At 50.1% G+C, this 16962-nt stretch carries 18 protein-coding genes; 7 read left to right on the forward strand and 11 right to left on the reverse strand.

Going from position 1 to position 16962, the window contains the following annotated elements:
* Positions 1–6: 6 nt before the first annotated feature.
* Positions 7–1374: a RagB/SusD family nutrient uptake outer membrane protein gene (locus AC23ME_RS05110; RefSeq protein ID WP_487726663.1), complete on the forward strand. Its 1368-nt coding sequence runs from the start codon at positions 7–9 to the stop codon at positions 1372–1374.
* Between the two features lie 49 nt (positions 1375–1423).
* On the opposite strand, the gene AC23ME_RS05115 is transcribed toward AC23ME_RS05110, so the two are convergent.
* The 4 genes from AC23ME_RS05115 to AC23ME_RS05130 form a co-directional block, all read right to left on the reverse strand.
* Complete coding sequence (locus tag AC23ME_RS05115; protein WP_487726664.1) at positions 1424–1801, reverse strand: DUF6520 family protein; 378 nt, start codon at positions 1799–1801, stop codon at positions 1424–1426.
* Positions 1802–1918: 117 nt separating this feature from the next.
* Complete coding sequence (locus AC23ME_RS05120) at positions 1919–2428, reverse strand: MauE/DoxX family redox-associated membrane protein (RefSeq protein ID WP_487726665.1); 510 nt, start codon at positions 2426–2428, stop codon at positions 1919–1921.
* Positions 2429–2516: 88 nt separating this feature from the next.
* Entirely contained in the window at positions 2517–3386 is an 870-nt protein-coding gene (locus tag AC23ME_RS05125; RefSeq protein WP_487726666.1) for a helix-turn-helix transcriptional regulator, read from the reverse strand.
* 178 nt (positions 3387–3564) lie between these two features.
* On the reverse strand, positions 3565–4422 hold the full coding sequence (locus AC23ME_RS05130; protein ID WP_487726667.1) for a LytR/AlgR family response regulator transcription factor: 858 nt from the start codon (positions 4420–4422) through the stop codon (positions 3565–3567).
* Positions 4423–4574: 152 nt separating this feature from the next.
* On the opposite strand from AC23ME_RS05130, the gene AC23ME_RS05135 reads away from it, so the two are divergent.
* Both AC23ME_RS05135 and AC23ME_RS05140 read left to right on the forward strand, forming a co-directional pair.
* Positions 4575–4961: a hypothetical protein gene (locus AC23ME_RS05135; protein ID WP_487726668.1), complete on the forward strand. Its 387-nt coding sequence runs from the start codon at positions 4575–4577 to the stop codon at positions 4959–4961.
* Positions 4962–5096: 135 nt separating this feature from the next.
* Complete coding sequence (locus AC23ME_RS05140) at positions 5097–5948, forward strand: PKD domain-containing protein (RefSeq protein WP_487726669.1); 852 nt, start codon at positions 5097–5099, stop codon at positions 5946–5948.
* A 22-nt stretch (positions 5949–5970) separates the two neighbouring features.
* Here the strand turns inward: AC23ME_RS05140 and AC23ME_RS05145 are convergent, their stop codons facing one another.
* The 7 genes from AC23ME_RS05145 to AC23ME_RS05175 form a co-directional block, all read right to left on the reverse strand.
* The gene (locus AC23ME_RS05145; RefSeq protein ID WP_487726670.1) at positions 5971–6438 is read right to left on the reverse strand and encodes a JAB domain-containing protein; all 468 of its coding nucleotides are present in this window, start codon (positions 6436–6438) and stop codon (positions 5971–5973) included.
* Positions 6439–6645: 207 nt separating this feature from the next.
* The gene (locus AC23ME_RS05150; RefSeq protein WP_487726671.1) at positions 6646–7137 is read right to left on the reverse strand and encodes a GNAT family N-acetyltransferase; all 492 of its coding nucleotides are present in this window, start codon (positions 7135–7137) and stop codon (positions 6646–6648) included.
* 551 nt (positions 7138–7688) lie between these two features.
* Positions 7689–7988 carry a helix-turn-helix domain-containing protein gene (locus AC23ME_RS05155; protein ID WP_487726672.1) on the reverse strand — a complete coding sequence of 100 codons (300 nt, stop codon included), beginning with the start codon at positions 7986–7988 and terminating at the stop codon, positions 7689–7691.
* A 449-nt stretch (positions 7989–8437) separates the two neighbouring features.
* Positions 8438–10438 (reverse strand): conjugal transfer protein MobC, encoded by a 2001-nt coding sequence (gene mobC / locus AC23ME_RS05160; protein WP_487726673.1) that lies wholly within the window; start codon positions 10436–10438, stop codon positions 8438–8440.
* Positions 10439–10445: 7 nt separating this feature from the next.
* Positions 10446–11672 carry a relaxase/mobilization nuclease domain-containing protein gene (locus tag AC23ME_RS05165; RefSeq protein WP_487726674.1) on the reverse strand — a complete coding sequence of 409 codons (1227 nt, stop codon included), beginning with the start codon at positions 11670–11672 and terminating at the stop codon, positions 10446–10448.
* Entirely contained in the window at positions 11654–12067 is a 414-nt protein-coding gene (locus AC23ME_RS05170; RefSeq protein ID WP_487726675.1) for a plasmid mobilization protein, read from the reverse strand. The genes AC23ME_RS05165 and AC23ME_RS05170 overlap by 19 nt, the downstream gene beginning before the upstream one ends.
* Before the next feature lie 152 nt (positions 12068–12219).
* A complete protein-coding gene (locus AC23ME_RS05175) occupies positions 12220–12516 on the reverse strand; it encodes a helix-turn-helix domain-containing protein (RefSeq protein ID WP_487726676.1) in 297 nt (98 codons plus the stop codon).
* 268 nt (positions 12517–12784) lie between these two features.
* Here AC23ME_RS05175 and AC23ME_RS05180 point away from each other — a divergent pair, with 268 nt between their 5' ends.
* The 4 genes from AC23ME_RS05180 (at position 12785) to AC23ME_RS05195 (ending at position 16802) form a co-directional block, all read left to right on the forward strand.
* The gene (locus AC23ME_RS05180; RefSeq protein WP_487726677.1) at positions 12785–14251 is read left to right on the forward strand and encodes an alpha/beta hydrolase; all 1467 of its coding nucleotides are present in this window, start codon (positions 12785–12787) and stop codon (positions 14249–14251) included.
* A gap of 193 nt (positions 14252–14444) precedes the next feature.
* On the forward strand, positions 14445–15260 hold the full coding sequence (locus tag AC23ME_RS05185) for a TapB family protein (RefSeq protein ID WP_487726678.1): 816 nt from the start codon (positions 14445–14447) through the stop codon (positions 15258–15260).
* A 2-nt stretch (positions 15261–15262) separates the two neighbouring features.
* Positions 15263–15895 carry a YceI family protein gene (locus AC23ME_RS05190; protein ID WP_487726679.1) on the forward strand — a complete coding sequence of 211 codons (633 nt, stop codon included), beginning with the start codon at positions 15263–15265 and terminating at the stop codon, positions 15893–15895.
* A gap of 217 nt (positions 15896–16112) precedes the next feature.
* On the forward strand, positions 16113–16802 hold the full coding sequence (locus tag AC23ME_RS05195; protein WP_487726680.1) for a hypothetical protein: 690 nt from the start codon (positions 16113–16115) through the stop codon (positions 16800–16802).
* Positions 16803–16962 lie beyond the last annotated feature (160 nt).

Raw genomic sequence — 16962 nt, forward strand, 5'->3', positions numbered from 1 at the left:
TACGATATGAAAACAAAACACTATATGGCCCTGTTGCTACTGGCCCTTGGCCTGGCACATACGGGCTGCAAGAAATTTTTGGACGTGAAGTCCGACGCCAAATTGGTCGTGCCCAAGAGCCTGGCCGATATCCAGGGAATGTTGGACGATGCGGCGGTGATGAACCTGCTGGCCACCCCATCCTTTGGTGAAAGTTCGGCCGATGATTATGTACTGAGCCCTGCCAACCTCGACGTGTATGGCGATCTGGGCAAAGAAGTCTATCTCTGGAAGAATCCCTATTATCGTTTTGGCAACGATTGGGCCAGGAGCTACCGCTGCATCTACAATGCCAATTTGGCCCTGGAGCTCATCGAGAAGGTGGATCGGACGGCGGGCAATGCCGAGGCCTGGGACCGGGCGAAAGGTTCGGCACTCTTCTTTCGTGCCTTTTATGAACTGCTGCTGCTGGGCGAATATGGACTGGCCTATGATCCGGCAAGTAGCGATCGTGAGCTGGGTATCGTGCTGCGCAGGACATCGGATTTCAACGTGCCTTCGGTAAGGGCAAGCGTATCGGATTGTTACAAGGCCATTGTTGATGATCTCCAAGCCAGTATAGACCTGTTGCCCACTCTGCCGGTGCATCCCTATCGCCCCTCTAGGGTGGCGGCACTGGCGCTGTTGGCCAGGACGCAGCTTTACCTGCGCGATTACGGCAGGGCCCTGCAGGCCAGCGAGGCGGCACTGGGACTGAAGTCGTCGCTGATGGACTACAATGCTGATCCCGACCTGAACAGTCTGTCGGCCGCGGTACCCTTCAAACCCTTCAACAAGGAGATCATCTTCTATGCCGAGATTTCGGGCGGCTTTTCGCTGCACGGGCAGAACAGGGCGAACATTGCGCCGGCGCTCTATCAAAGCTATCACGCTGACGACCTGAGGCGGACTGCCTATTTTACGACAGATGCCAGCGGATCGCGCTTCAAGGGCAACTATACTGCCCAGGCCTTTGTGCAGTTTTCGGGTCTGGCGGTAGATGAGTTGATATTGACCCAGGCAGAATGTCTGGCCTGGTTGGATAGGGAAACCGAAGGGATGCAGGTACTCAATGGCTTTTTGCGCAGGAGATGGCGCGCGGCGGCCAACTTTGTGGATTTGACGGTACAGCATAAAGCGGAAGCATTGGCGCTGATCAGGCTGGAACGCCGCAAAACTTTGCTGATGCGCAATTTGAGGTGGATGGACATCAAGCGACTGAATAGGGAAGGTGCAGGCATTAGCCTGACAAGAGAAGTAGGCGGGGTAAGCTATACGCTCTCACCGAACTCTCCACGCTATGCCCTGCCACTGCCTGCCGATATCATCGAGCAGACCGGTATGCCCCAAAACTAAAAAAGTGGTCCCGCATTGCGGGACCACTTTAAGCTAGCATACATCCTAACTATAGGGACTTGTTGGCAATCCCCATGGTCGGATCGTCCGAACCATTGATATAATAGGCATTCAGGGTACTGTGCTTTTGAGCCTGTAGGTCGATGGTCGGCAACAGTTCTGGCGTACCCGAGTTGTCCACGAAGTCCTCGTCTACCGTAATGGTGCAGGCGCGTTCCTGAACATTATTGCAGGACTGGCCCTGGTCATCATAGATCCAGTTCTCTACATCCCTGACTTCATCCTGGTCGCTGGGATCACCTACAAAGTAAAATGTGTAGCTGTCCCTCTGGAACTTTCCAGGTTTGAAGGCGCTCAGACTGAATACGATACCGAATGCCATAACGATGGCGAAAACGCCTAGGGCGATTTTTTTTGAATTTTTCATGATTGTTAAAGTTATGCCCCTGCGGGCGGTTTAGTGCTGCTGGGACCCTGGGGTTCTCTGTCCTTCGCCGTGATGATCGATGCTGCGCAGGCCGAACCATGCCTGCTGTCTTTTCGTCTACGTTTTTCCGGACCTCCTTTCCCAATGGTGCAGCCAGCCATGTACCGTACGCCAGTCCCGTTCCAATGCGATAGCCCATCCGGCCAGGCCAGCGAAGAGCAGGTTGAAGAGCAGGTGCTTGCCATATCCCATCTTCCCGATGATCCCTCCACAGCTGCAGGGTGTCCTGCCCAAAACCCCGGTGATGGCCAGGGTGATGTAAGCACTGAACAACAGGAGCAGTGCGATGGAGGCCCAAAGTGCCGACAACCTGCTTTTGCCAAATACCAGTCCAATGGCGATCAACAGTTCCAGGCCGGGCACCAGCCAGACCAGTACCAAGGCCACGGGAGGCGCAAAGAGCTGGGCAAGCATCTCATTGCGGCTCTGCCGGTAGTTGGCCAATTTGCTGATGGCCGCATAGGCCCACATCAGGGCGATGGCAAAGCTGATGAGCCGGACAAGGGTAGCGTTGTTGATACGGTTGGAAAGGAATACCATGGCATTGACGGAAATGGAATTGGCCAAATCCTGAACAATGTTAGCAGCTCGACAGCTGATATGAAATAGGGAGAATCCACCCAAATGCAGGATAGGGGGAAAGCACTAGGTGATATCAGTAACGGTTTGGGCGCAGTTTCTGAAAAAGTTCGATCCTACGCTTGACACCCGTCTTGGTAAAGATGCGCTGGACATGGTTATCCACGGTATGCTGTGAGATGTACAACTGCTCGCCGACCTCGCGGTAGGTTAGTCCTGCGCAGAGTAGCTCGGCCACCTCTATTTCCCGTTTGCTCAGGCCGTATAGGCTGCAGTGGTGGTAGAAGTCCAGCTGGTCCTCGGCATGGTGATGTCGGGCAAGCCTGATCTTTAGCAGTTGGCTGCGCAGGTGGAGGGCGATCGTTCCCATTGCCGAAATCAACATGCTCAGTTGGGAGAGTACCTTGGTCCATAGCCAAGTCGGTCTGAGGCTTTCCAAGCAGAGGTCAATAGACCAGGGCAGGAGCAGGACGATCGCCGCTTCCAGTTCTACGGTATCCGAGACCAAGATCGTAGACCTTTTCTTCGATCTTTGCCAGATGGACAGTGCTATGGCCATCCAGGCGGCCAGTAGATACGCGTGGGTGTAGGAGTTGGCCATCGTTTTCCAGTAGTTGGGAAGGCCTGGAAAGCTGGACAGGATCGGGGGGGACAGCATTCCCGAAGCAAGGAGCACCGCTATCGGCAGATTTGTCATCGGGAACTTTAAGTGGAACCTAAAGTAGAAATACCATGGCAGCCACGCTGCGATCAGTGGCGATAGGTCCTGGCCAGTGAAGCCTGTCGGATGACCAATGCCGTTACCAAAGGAAGCTGTAGGCCCTAGATGGTTCATGGCCAAAAGGCTCCAAAGTAGGACATCGCCAAAGCGGCGGAGTTCCCTGTCGCGCGCCAGGGCATGGCCCAAATGATAGCAGGCCATTCCCATCGCGAAGATCGGAAGCATATCCGTCCATAGGGATGTTATCTGTTGTGGGGCGTTCATCAGCGTAGGGTATCGTTGCCCGCAACATCCGGTAGTCGATCGTAGCAGCGCACGGCAAGTTATTGCGGGAGCGTTGGATCTGGCAAATGAACGTTGTTGACTGGTAGTTTTTCACTCGCCAAGCGTGGAGGAATGGACTTTAGTTTTGCGCCAAGTTATCCAGCGCCTGTTTGAAGCCTTCCAAGCGGGTCCGGCTGATCAGCAGTGATACCGGCAAGGACACCCCTTCGTCAAGTAGCACCTTTGCCTGTACGTTCTTTACCTTCTCATAGCCCCTGACCACCTGCAGTGAAAGCAGCACCGAGCGGTTGATCTGATAGAAACCATGCTCGCCGAGCATATCCACCAGGGCGGGCATGGTCAGGTCAGTGTGGTAGATCTTGCCATTGAGCAGATGGATGTGGCCAATATTCTCATGGCGCTCGAAACAGGCGATCTCGGAAAGGTGCAACCGTACGATCTTGTTGCCGAGTTTGGCGTCGATCTTTAGCTGCTGCCGCTGGGCAGCGCTGCTTATCGAGCGGAGGTATTCGTTGAGCCTATGGTTGACCTTCAGTCCGTGGAAATAGTTCAGGGAAAAATACCGGGCGATATAGGCCGCATTCATGAACATGACCATCCAGCAGATGATATGGAACTCGACCTGCATGTAGCCGCTCTTGCTGAAATCGGCTCCAAAGGACCAGAAATAGATTCTGACGGCCAACAGGTCCACCAGCAACACCAGTACCACACAAAGCACAAATTGGTACAGGATCCTCTTTGACCATTGCAGTTGCCAGGGAAGGTACCGGTCCAGCTGTCGGTTGGCAAAGTGGATCCACCACATCAATAGATAGGTGAAGGGAAAGCTGAAGGCCATGGCTAGCCAATAGTTCAGCTGGCCGAAGAGCTGAAGGCTGGGCTTATCCTGGGTTTCGGCCACGACCAGATGGGCGACCAACAGGGCGCAGCCGGCCAGTAGGCTTCTTGGGAAGTAGGTGATCTCTTTGTTCATCGGCCTTGATTTAGGAGAACTGACCAAGTTCGCAAAAGCCCGGTTAGGAAAATTGTTCCCGGTCACCAAAAAAAAACTACCAGCCGACCATGCTTTTTACCGGCCTATCCCATAAAGCCCTAACCTTGCCCAAATCATTAAAATTTATAGTTATGGAAAAATTTCCCTTTACCACACAGGGCGCCGCGCAGTTGATGGATGCCCTTTACGCGCTGCCCCAAGGGCAGCTGGAACTGGAGGCCTCTGCTGCAGGCAGCGATTTCAGTGCTTGGATTGTCACTCATTTCGAACTGGATCCCGCGCAGCTGGCTTATCTGGCAGCCGTAGACCCGCAATGGTTGCAGCATGCGGGAACGCAGACCCATACCTTTTTGCAGCTGAAGCAGCCCATTCTGTTACAGAAGGCCGAAGCTCCCGCGGTAGCGGGCGACCGGGGCAAGCTGCTCGACCTGGAAAAGCAGCAGAACCTGAGCTATTCCCAAAGCGGTGGGCTTAGCGAAAGCCAGGTACTGATCTTTAAGATCAGCTACGGCTTGTAGATTTTAGTCCCATCGGATTTTCCGATGGGACTGTTGTATCTATAGTTGGAAGCAAGTTTTCGGTCTACGAAAAATAGTCATCTGTCTTCAAATGAGATCTGGGACAACTGATTTTGATAATTTGTGAAGAAAAACATGAAAAAAATCTATTACCTGCCGTTCGCAACGCTTCTGCTAGTGGCCTGCGACAAACCCGATGGATCCAAAGATCCCGACAGTCCTGATCGGCCCCAAACGGTCATTCCGGATTTTTCATGGACGGGTAGCCCCATTGCGCCCGCCGAACTCGACTTTAACAACCTCACCCAGCATGCCACTGCCTACCAATGGGATTTCGGGAACGGGACCAGGTCCAGCTCCCAGCATCCGGGAAAGATCATATTCCAAAAGCCTGGGGCCTATACCGTTACCCTTCGGGCCAGCAATAGCAGCAGCAACGTATTTACCTCCAGGGTGGTGCTGGTAACCGAGGACGACCAGCCAAAGGCCTCCTTCAGTTATGTATTCAAGGACAATATTTCCTATGCCCCGGCTACGGTCAAGTTTGTCAACGAATCGGTCAACGCCAAGAGCTATGAGTGGGACATCAATGGTAGAAAAGACAATGTCCAGTCCCCGATAGATTATATCTTTTCCGCTCCGGGAACCTATAAGGCTACGCTGACAGCTATCAATGGCCAAAAGCGCTCCGTGGTATTCGAACAGCAGATCGTTGTGGAATCCAATCCCAACCCGGTAGCCAAATTTGCCGTTGGCCATCAGCCGGCGGGCTATTTTGTAGGGTACGACATCTACCTCGTCAACCAGTCTACCAACTGTGATAGCTATCTGTGGAACTTCGGTGCGGATGGACCTGCCGACGATACAGCTGAACATGCGGTAGTCAGGTTCACCAAAGCGGGCGTGCATAAGATTACCCTGACCGCCAAGAAGGGCGGCCAAAGCTCCAAACCGTATGTCATCAGCCTATTGGTTAAGGAGCTGTAGGAATAAAGCTTTTACAGGGGCATCAGAGATAGCCCTGTTCGGCAAAAGAGAAGTAGGTTTCGGTAGTGATGATCAGGTGGTCATCAAGTTTGACCTCCAGGATTTTTCCTGCCTCGGAAAGTCTTCGGGTGACCTGGATGTCTGCACTGCTGGGGGCGGTGTCCCCTCCGGGATGGTTGTGGGCAACGATGATCGAGCAGGCGCATGCCTTGAGTGCTACGCTGAAGATCATCCTGGTATCGGCTACTACGCCTGTCATTCCACCGGTGGAGAGTTGTACGACACCCAATACGCGTTTGCGGTTATTCAGGAGCATTACGCAGAAGCTTTCGCAAAGATTGATCTGGTCCAGGTTCCAAAAGCCCATCAGGATCTGATAGGCATCGTCAGAGGTTTTGACCAATGGTCTTTGGCTGGGATTGATCTCAGGCCTATAGCTCAAGGTCAGTTCGGAGATCGTGTTCAGGGGATTTTCTTGGATCGCTTTCATAACATGTTGATTTAAGTGAATTGATTATGAAGCAATCCAGTCCCCCGAGGGATGCCTAAAGGGCAAAGTGGAGATCGACAAAATGTGGAGGCTCCCGCAGGGATACCCATTTTGTCGTTACTACTTTGGCGCAGCGCACCCGTATGCATCGCGGGGACTAGCTTTGTGGTGATCAATTTTACATTTCACCCCCCCCCCAATTTTCAGCTAGTGACATTTGTTAGTGGAAAATAGTAGCAGATCTCCATCAAGTTTCTTTTCCATTGACATGCCCAAGCGGTTGAGCAGTTTAATGGAATCTTGATTATGAGCTAGGGTGGTGGCCAGCACCGGACATTGTGATGGGTCTTCCATAATTTTTTCCAAGATAGTCTGGGCAGCCTCATAGGCGTAGCCCATCCCATGGAAATCGGGAAGGAAGGCAAAACCGATATCCCAATAGGGAAGAGTAGGCCGTTTGAGGTAGGTCACGATCCCTAGGGGGCGCTGGTCGGCGAGGCGTTCGGCCACCCAATATAAGGCGAAAGGGTTTTGATCTACAGCTTCGATGTAACTCAGGGCAGCGGCGCGATCAGTGATGTTCCGGTTCCCAATGTTTTTAATCCAGGCCGCCGTATTGGTCAATTGGTAGATGAAGTCCGTATGAGAAGTTTCGAGTAGACTTAGTTGGAGCCGATCAGTGAGGTATGATTTTTCCATAGAGTGAATTGTTGTGTTTTTAAAAAGAAGTCTTCAGCACATCCATGCTGAAGACCCTTAATTATTAACTATCCTAAACTTCTACAAAAGTTAAGTGGGACAAAACTAGGGATTACCATTGTTCTGAAATGTTCCCAGAACACCAACTTTCCTGCATATGTATTGTAGCCTGTCTCAATGAGACAGGATTACTGGCCAAAGCTGAGGCGCTTCCGTTTATTTTATCCCCTGTGGTGCTGATCGGCCGGCCGGATCGCTTAACTTGCGTACATCCAATAGTGTGATCCTGCTCGCCACTGTTGGGTGATAGGAAGGTTCGTATGCTACAATCCCATTATCGATCAGGTCTGTCATGCACTTGTGGTAGGTCATATACGATCTGATCGAGGCATGTTCCATCAATTCCCTTCTGGATACCCGAAAAGGATTTGCTCCAGCGGCGGAGTAGTGGCAGACCAAGATCGCTGAATATAAACTAAGGTGCGGTTGGCGAAAGATTTTCTTTCCCTTTGCCAGTTTCAGGAAACCGGACAGTAATGCGGCCAGTTCCATTAGACATTTCCCATTTTACCCAACAATCTATCAATGTCCGCTTGGGCATAATAGAATATGCCACCAAGCTTTTCGTACTTCAGTACGCCGTTGATCCTGAAGTTTTGCAGGGTGCCCGGGGAAATCTTCAGGCGCTGTCTCACTTCGGCACTCCTTAGCCATTCGCTGTCTACTGGCCTTTCTTTTCCAAAAAGCCGTTTCATTTCCTCTAGGAGTTCTTCCTTGAACTTTTGAAGGTCCTGCTTTGTTAAAATTTCGATCTGCATGGTATTTGTTATCGTTTGTATGAATCTATTCATTTGAAAGTTGAACTGCCCTAATGCCCGCTATATCCCAGTCTACGCTTGTATTTACGGTGGATCTAGATGGGCTCGTTAAGAAAAAGAGCCGTACCATATCCATGGTGACGACTCGTTGCTTAGTGATTACTCAATTTTTCAATTGGCTCACACAAAAGTATTTTCATAATCGCTATAAAAATGTTTCCATACCATCTTTTTAGAAGTTTCCTAGCTCATTTTTTGTCTGTTTGGTTGGTGTGTTTTCCGGCCTTATGAATCCAGTAACAGGGTATCGTCCTATATTGCTGCCTCATTTTGGTAGGAACTCGAATGCTCAATACTGCACTTACGGATCGGGGTTTTCTGGACTAATGTATGTCAGCTGTCTTCCAGTTTAGCGCTTTGCGGAGCGCTAAACTGGAAGACACGCCGCCGGCAGGGCAGCACCTGTACGGTGGATAGTCATTTCACAGTGACAATCCTTCCCCTTGTATTGGGCGATCCTCCCGATCTGTTTCCTGACCAGTTCGGAGTTTATCCAGTTCGGACCTGAGCAATGATCTGATTTCCCGTTTGATGTTGAGATAGGTCTCGCGGATATCCTCTTCCGATACTCCTTGGATCACAGGAATAGGTAGGTATGTCTTTTCTTCGAGCGCAATGGCCTCATGGTCATTTTGGATCTCGCTATGGAACAATTTTAAGTCGATCTTTTGGTCAGGGTTGTCTGCCGTTATGCCGACAAAAGTACCGGAAGATAAGCTCGCGATCTTTGCTGCCGGGATGGCATACTCCAGTTGATTGGATTGGGAGATAGAGATGTCGGTACTGTTAACCGATCTGCTCTGTCGGTCCTGCATGATCTTTCCAAAGCTTTCTGATAGCTTCTTGGCGGTATCGCCAGTCACTTGGCCGGAGACTATATTCCCTACGATACCGGTGATTACCTCGGCCTGTTCGCTGCCATAATCTTTTTTGAGCTGGCTAAAATCCTGCACGGCCAGGGTAGTGGCCACTTTGTTGCTTCTTGCGGTAGCGATCAGACTGTCAATGCCACCGAAATAGATCGTCGGGAATTCATCGAAGATCAGACTGCTTTTCAATTGTCCTTTCCTGTTGACCAATTTTACCATTCTTGAGATGTAGAGGGACAGGATAGCGCCGTAGACCTGCAGCTTCTGGGGGTTGTTTCCCATGCATACCACCTTTGGTTTCTCGGGGCTATTGATGTCCAGGGAGAAATCATTCCCGCTCATCACGTAATAGAGTGCCGGGGAGGAGAGCCGGGCCAATCCGATTTTGGCACTGGCAATCTGGCCTTCAAGTTGTGCGGTGGCCTTATTCTGCCAAGCGGAAATAAAAGGATTGATCAATACCCTTATCTCTTCCTGGGCATAGAGTACGGCAAACAGCTCGTCATAGTCGGTCTGCATCAGCTCGATCACATGGGGAAGGGTGCAATAACGGCCATTCTCATAACGTCGCAGAAACCAGATGATCGCAGTAAGGAAGTTGATGGGACTTTCCACAAAGAAGTCTCCCTGTTTCTTGATCCAATCCCGGTTAAGCCCGAGCATAATGGTGCGCGAAGCCTCGGTAGCATCGGTGATGTCTTCCATGGCCTGGGGATCTAAGGGATTACAGCGGTGGGTACGGTCGAGGTCGTCAAAATTAATGACAAAAAACTGCGGAACGATTGGGTAAAGGTTACGATATTGCAAAAGCTTATTATAGGCAATCCTGGAAAGGTCGTCGAACTTGAAATCGTAGATAAACATGGAAAACCCTTTGGAAAGATGTTGGTCGATGATATGCCTGATGACAAAATAGGATTTACCGGCCCCTGGGGTTCCCGCGACCAATGTGCCCCTAAACGGATTGACCAGATTGATCCAGCTATTCCTCCGTATCCTCCCCAATTGATATTGGGCAGGGAGGTTGACCGAAAATTCGTTTTCCATGAGTCTTTCCTCTTGGGGAAAGGTTTCTGCCAGGTGATTGAAGATATCTTTATCCAGGGCATTTTTGATCAGGCGCGACAGTCTCGCTCCCCCGGCCAGTATAAGCAGGTAACCGCCGAAGGTCGTCAGCATATAAGCTAGGGCCATACCCTCCATGGCTATCGGCAGGTAGAAGGCGAGGGTACCAGAACAATAAAACAACAATCCAGCGGCGATTGGCCAGAGCAGTGGAGCAAGCCTGATCTTTTCATCCTTTCTCCCGGTCGTACCGATCAGGGAGATGATCAGGCAGGCCAAGCTTCCCATCTTGGCTTTCCAAAGCCCCTGAAATAAGCTGAGCCGGCAGATGCGGACCATGATCCTATCGCTAAGGGCAGTTGAAAGTTGCCAATGATCAAATGCAGCATAGCACATGATGTAGCAATGGAGCGCCAGTATGGTTACGCTAACCAACCTGATATAGTCAGCGATCTTCCGCAATGCCTGAGTGTCTTCACCTGTATTCATGTGGTTGTTATTGTGACCTTTGTTGTGATTGGCCTGTCTTGCGTCGTCTTCTTTTGCCGATGTAAGCAAGGCCTTCTTCCCTTTGTGTGTTGTCCAAGAGTTGTTCTAATAGGGATGAAGTTGGCCTGATGCCGGCATGCTCGTGAACCTGCTGACCTGTTCCAATCGATCTTGTATAATTTTTTGCGCTGTCCACCTGCGTAAACTGGCCCATTAGCGCCCCTGCGGAGAACCCTTTCCCCAGATCGCTGCCCTTGATCGCACAACGCAAGGCGTGGTCTACGAAGGTCAGGCCATAGACCCTGCCCTGTTTGTTCTCCAGGAAAATGGCATGAAGCTGCAGTTTTGCCAGTTCGGTGATAAATGTTTTTCTACTGATTCTTTCATATCGATCGAGCGTGCCAAGTATTTTCTGCCTGATTTCTTCGGTCATCGGTCTGCGGATTTCCACGTTCTTTTCAAACCTCTTTTCTAGGCGTGCCAAGGTTGGTCTGGCCTGTAGCCGACTGGCCTTGAACGACACGCCAATGGCAGCCCCCTTGTCCAGGATCGAATAGGTCAGTCCCTTTCTTTCCATCATCCTGCTGCCCTGCGGTCCGCGATCTGCCACTATGCCGAGGCAAGCGAGTATCGCCTGGTACTCGTTAAAGGATCCATATCTGTATTGCTGGAATACAAGGGAGGTGATCATATCCAATTGCTTTTTCGTGGGAGCCTGTCCGTATCTTGCCCGCATGATCGGTCCCTGCCTTTGTTCCCTGCCAGCTGCTTCAGCCCTGATCAATCCAAAACTGACCTCTAGCGACTTTCTGGCCTGTTCGGAAAGGCCCTTCCCCAAATTATGGATATCCATCCTCTTGCCATCTGCCAAGATATTGGTCGTGGCAATATGGATATGGGGGTGTCCCGCATCCAAGTGCCGATACACCAGGAAAGGTTGTTCTCCAAAACCGATGCCTTCCATGTAACGGACCGCGATCTGTTGGAGGGTTTGATCGTCGAGCTTATCTTTCGCGTGAAAGTTGAGGCTGATATGGATCGCATTGGTCTTGGCTCTGGTATTGAGCATGGTCCTGTATTCAAATCGTTTAAGTTTTCCCTTCAAGTCAAGCCGGCCGATGTCCATAGCAAATCCATTGGCAAGGATGAGCCGGGCCGAACCATCCAATACTTTTTTCTCATTATAGTTCAGCATGCCCTTGATGTATTTGCCGCTTATGATTTTAGCAACCATCTTTCTGCAAGTTTTCCGATCAGTTCCAATAAGCGTTCTACTTTTAAGTCTACCTTCTGATAAAGGTCGGCCACCTTCATTACATAGTAGGCACGGGCGCTTTCGGAAGACTTCTCGCTATTGAAGCTTCTGGTGATCTGGTTGATGTTGATGCCAATGGCGCGTAGCTCTTTTCTGATCATCGCCATTTCTTCCAATGGCGCGTGCAGGGAGAGGTCGCGATAGAAACATTTGATCTTCTTGCCGTCGATCATTTTTCTAATGACTTCCGCGATGCTATGGCAATTACTCTCCATTTGTATCTGCATCAACTTATCATATTGTCTTTGCGGCAAGCGGATGATTACGTTCCGCTTCAACAGCTGTTCCTGGTTGGCTAGTTTCTTTCTAGGCATGGCTCAAAAGGTTATAGGGTTTTTCAGGCTTACGAGTTCCGAGTAAGGCCCGGCCTCAAGGACGGCAAGATGTTTTTGCATGCAAAAATACATCTTGCTATGACCACGCGGTCAGGTCGGATGGGTACCATTGTTCCTTAGCAGTGGTTCGTTTAAAGCTTCCCTGTAGCAATGGACCAGTCCCTGCCTTTTTCCAAAAGTTGTTTGATATCGTCGTTCCGGTAGTACATCAGTCCGCCGATCCTGGAATAGGGTATCGTTCCGTTCAGGCGTAAGGTCTGCAGGGTGCTGGGCGAGATCTTGAGTATTTCCCTAACTTCGTAGCTTTTGAGCCATTCCTTATTGGATTCCAATAATTTTGGTGTTCTTAGCAGTTCCTTGATGTCCAACAGGAGTTGTGTCCGAAATTGTTCCAGGTCTTCACTGGTAATCAGCTCTATGGTTCTCATGTCAATGATTTTGGTTAAACATGGTACAAAGAAAAATAGAAGAGCGCGGTTCCCTTCGTTGGTACGGGGTAGCTACGACATTTTCTCTGGGACCAACATCGGCCTGGCAGGTCAGCTGCCAGCGGGAGGCGTTCCCTCTGGGCGGGCTTACTGGCTGCCGAGTAGTCTATCGACTTAAATGCACCCTCTGCCTACGATTGTTGATTTATTGCCCGATATCTGATCATATTTGATACCTGGAAGTACTGAACTATATAGCAATAGCAATATGATCAACATTTTTCTTCGGGCATGTCTGATTGCCCTATTTTTAACCACAAACGTTATGGCCCAGCAGGCTATACAGGTCAAGCTGGATCCCAGTCTTATGGGACCCTATAGCGGTAGATTGATTGTCTACCTACAGTCGGATACTACGCAAGCATTTGGCAGGGCCAGGGAAGACTGGCCCGCCTATTCGATCACTGTGCGAGAGTGGAGGGCTGGCACTACACAGACCATTGATGCCTCATCGGCAGGTTATCCCCAAAGCATAGACTCGCTTCCAGCAGGCTATTACAGGATAGTAGCTATGTTGGACACCAATTCCAGGGAAAGGTCGCTAACTGCGCCGGGCAACCTATATTCTCGGACCGAGGTGGTGGCCAAGTTGGGCGGTGGGCGGACGGCGGCACCAGTGCTTACGCTGAGCCATGTCGCTAGCGAGAGGAAATTTGGTGTAACGGCTCGCACCCGTGAAGTCAGGCTGCATTCGCAGCTGCTGAGCAGTTTCAGGAAGGAGGCCATCTATCTGCAAGCGGGAGTCGTCCTGCCAGAAAGCTATGACCGCGACTCTACCCGCTATTTTCCCGTAGTCTATGTCATTCCCGGTTGGGGTGGGACGCATCACCATGCCAATAGCCAGCCCCAGTGGCAAGCGTATGGCGTGGATAGGGGACTGGAAAAAATCTATGTTTTCCTTAATCCCGAAAGCCATACCCCCTATGGTCTGCATGCCTTTATAGATTCCAGGATCAATGGTCCATGGGGGTCTGCGCTGGTAAAGGAGTTGGTCCCGCATCTTGAACAGCAATTCCGCATCAAGGCCAAGCCTGGCCAGCGGCTACTGACCGGACAAAGTTCTGGAGGCTATGGGGCACTTTGGCTTGCGATGCATTTTCCTGAAGATTTTGGCGGTTGCTGGGCGACTTCCCCCGATCCTGTCGATTTCAGCAACTTCATCGGCGTCGACCTATATGGTGATTCGAACTTCTACCTTGACAGTAAGCAAAGGCAACGAGGGATTAACGTCATCGATGGTAAGGCCCAGACTACTTTAGGCGCAATGGCCCGTAAGGAGTTGGTCGAAGGTGATGGTGGACAATTGCAGTCCTTCGGGGCAGCTTTCGGTATTCCCGACCGCAACGGTAGGCCCGTTCCGCTGTTCGATCCCCTTAGTGGAGTTATCAACAAGGCTGTAGTCAGCACTTGGGAAGGTTATGATCTTGGACGCTACCTGCAGCGGCACTGGAAAGGAAAGAGGAAGCTTCTTGCCGGAAAAGTCTACATCTACGCAGGCGAAAATGATAATTTCCATTTGCAAAGATCCCTGCAGGCATTTGCAGAAAAGGCCAAAAAGGTAGGTGCCGTTATCCATGCCGAGATCGTCCCTGGTGCGGACCATTACAGTACCCGATCAATGGTAGGGAATACCATACAGGCGGCGATGGATGCGGCGTTGACCTCGGAAAAATAAACTGGCCGACAATTTTAGCAGCAGTCTATCTCGCAAAATATACCTACGTCAGTAGGATAATTGGATAGTCGGTTCGTTTATTCAGACATTTAGCATGTCGTCGGTCGACCAGTCGCAGCCTTCTATCGACAGAGATTGAAGCTGCGCCCCCTAGCGGGTAGTTTTGCCCCAGATTAAAATGAATAAATAGAACATGAAACGAAACAAGTTGACACTGGGCCTTCGCCTGGCCTTAGTCTGTTGTCTGGCGATCAGTGCCTGTAAAAAGGACAAGGGAGATACGGTATTGTTGCCGGAAGCTCCCAAGGATACTTTCATTCCGCGAATGAATACCAAGTATGAATACCGCATCTCGGAGGGTGGCGTGGCGGTAGCTACCGCGACCAAATGGATCGACGGCGGCAAGGATTCCTCTGGTATCAATGTTTATAACCTACATACCAATGTAGCCTCGCCCTATGGTGATATGGCGATGGACAATAGCCTATATGTAGCCAACGGGAAGACTTACACCAGTTTCAATATGCCAGATGCCTGGTATGCCCTGGTGAAAGAATTGGAAAAACAGCCTAATATCGAGGTACAGGAAGCTAAGGCCTTAGGATTTCCAGGTTACATGGTACTTGAAAACAGTGTAAAGGAAGGCAGTAAGCTGACCTGGGAAATTCCCGGTACGACGGGACAGTACCTAAGGTACCTGCAGAAGTCTTCCGGTAGCAGCGTTAAGTTCGAAGTCACACAGGAGATCGTCCAAAAACCTGGGACGGTTACCCTAGTGGAGATGATCACCGTACCCGCCGGAAGTTTTACCTGCAGTAAGATTTCCTACGTAAGTACACAAAAACAGGTCATCAAGATCGATGGAGGCCAAGAGATGCTCAGGGAGGGGACTGAGAGTGTTACCCTCTGGATGGCCCATGGCATAGGCGTCATTAAACAGCAGACCACTACAGATTTTGCGGGGACGCAAAGTGTTTCGGAAATCGTATTAACCAATATCAAGAAGTAGAAATGAAAAGTTTATTTGGATTCAGAACATTGAGATTCGCAGTATGGTTTACTGCCGTACTGATGATGGCTGCCTGTAAGAAGGACAAGCAGCAGGACAGGGAAGAGCTATTGTTATCGGCCGGTTCCAAGGCCAGTTGGAAAGGATATCTAGAAAATGGCTACTTCAATTCTGGTAATATTGAGCTCAGCGCAAACGGTATCTTCCTGGAAAACGACAAAATCGTCGGCGGACAGGTCCGCATCCCGGTATCGTCTATCGTAGTGACCAGTGAGCTGCTCAGCACAGAAGAAAAAGTGGCACTATTGGCTCACTTAAAAACAGATGCTTTCTTCAATTTGGCTGTTCATCCCGATGTGATCTATACGATCTCTTCTGCAGAAAAAATGGCCGTAGACGGGCAGGGCAACAATTACCTCATTAAAGGAAGTATGAAGCTCTTGGGCAAGGAATTGGTCTTAGATATTCCCGCAAAGATCCAGATTTCGAATGCCTCGGTAAAGGTGGATACGAAGTTTAGTTTCGATCGGACCAAGTGGGGCATGACCTATGCCTCTTCGGATGACCTACCTCCTGCAGACAAGATCAAGAATAACATAGAAGTGGAACTATCGCTCAATGCCACAAGATTTTAGAAGGATTTAGTTTCATATAATGAGAGCGCTCCGGTGGGTACATCGGGCGCTTTTTTATCGGGTTTTGCGAAAAGCTTGACAGGAGCAACCTCATCTCACAGTTGTCGGCTTCGCCCTGCATCACCCTAGCAGATCCAAACAAAGCATTTTGTTTTTGATCAACGGAGGATCGAGTAATAGATGATTTTACCATCACAAATTTTAGTAAACAATTATAATGAGAAGACTAACGTCAATTTTATGTTTGGTAGCATTGTTTTCAGCTACCAGTTTAAGCGCACAGGTGAAGAAGAGCACCGGAGTTAAGAAAACTGTACAAGTGCCCCAACAAAAAAAAGTTGCTAAGCCCGTAGCGCAGGCTGCTCCAAGCGAAACCAAACCGCAAGCCGTAGCACCTACACAAAGTGATAGCAAAGCGGAAACAGTTGTCGCAGAAGAGCCAAAGATTGGATCCAACGCCAAGCAGGTGCTGACCGACGCGCCGTACAAGGCTGCCATTGGGATCAAGTTCATGTGGGGCATTGCCGCTACCGGGAAATACTTTTTCAAAAAAGACCAGGCGGTGGAAGCTATTTTACGCTATAGAGGCTATAGCGGATTGGGCACAGATCTTGCCATTACCGCACTTTATCAATATGAAAAACCTATCACAGAAGTTCAGGGATTGTACTGGCTGGTAGGAGCAGGGCCATATTTTGGGCATTTCTCCTACAAGGATAACATCTATAACTTGGGCTACGAAGGAAGTGGTTACTCTTACTATGGTATTGCAGCTATGGCCGGGCTGGAATATAAATTCGAAAAAATGCCGATCGCCATCAGTGCCGATTGGATGCCAGCCTACGATTTCAATGGCGGAGGCTTCGGAGCAGAAAGCGGAGGTTTCGGGATCAAGTATACCTTTTAGAATTTCTGGGACGATGTCCCCTATTTCGTAGTAGTGTTGGCCGGTTCCTATTTGGGGCCGGTTTTTATTTGTCCGGAAATCAAATATGTGCCGATATGGGTGTTCCGGATTCATGAGCCTATTGGCAGGTCATAGTCCGCCGTTATCGTATAATTCTAAC

This window comes from Pedobacter sp. T50_32 (assembly GCF_057652195.1).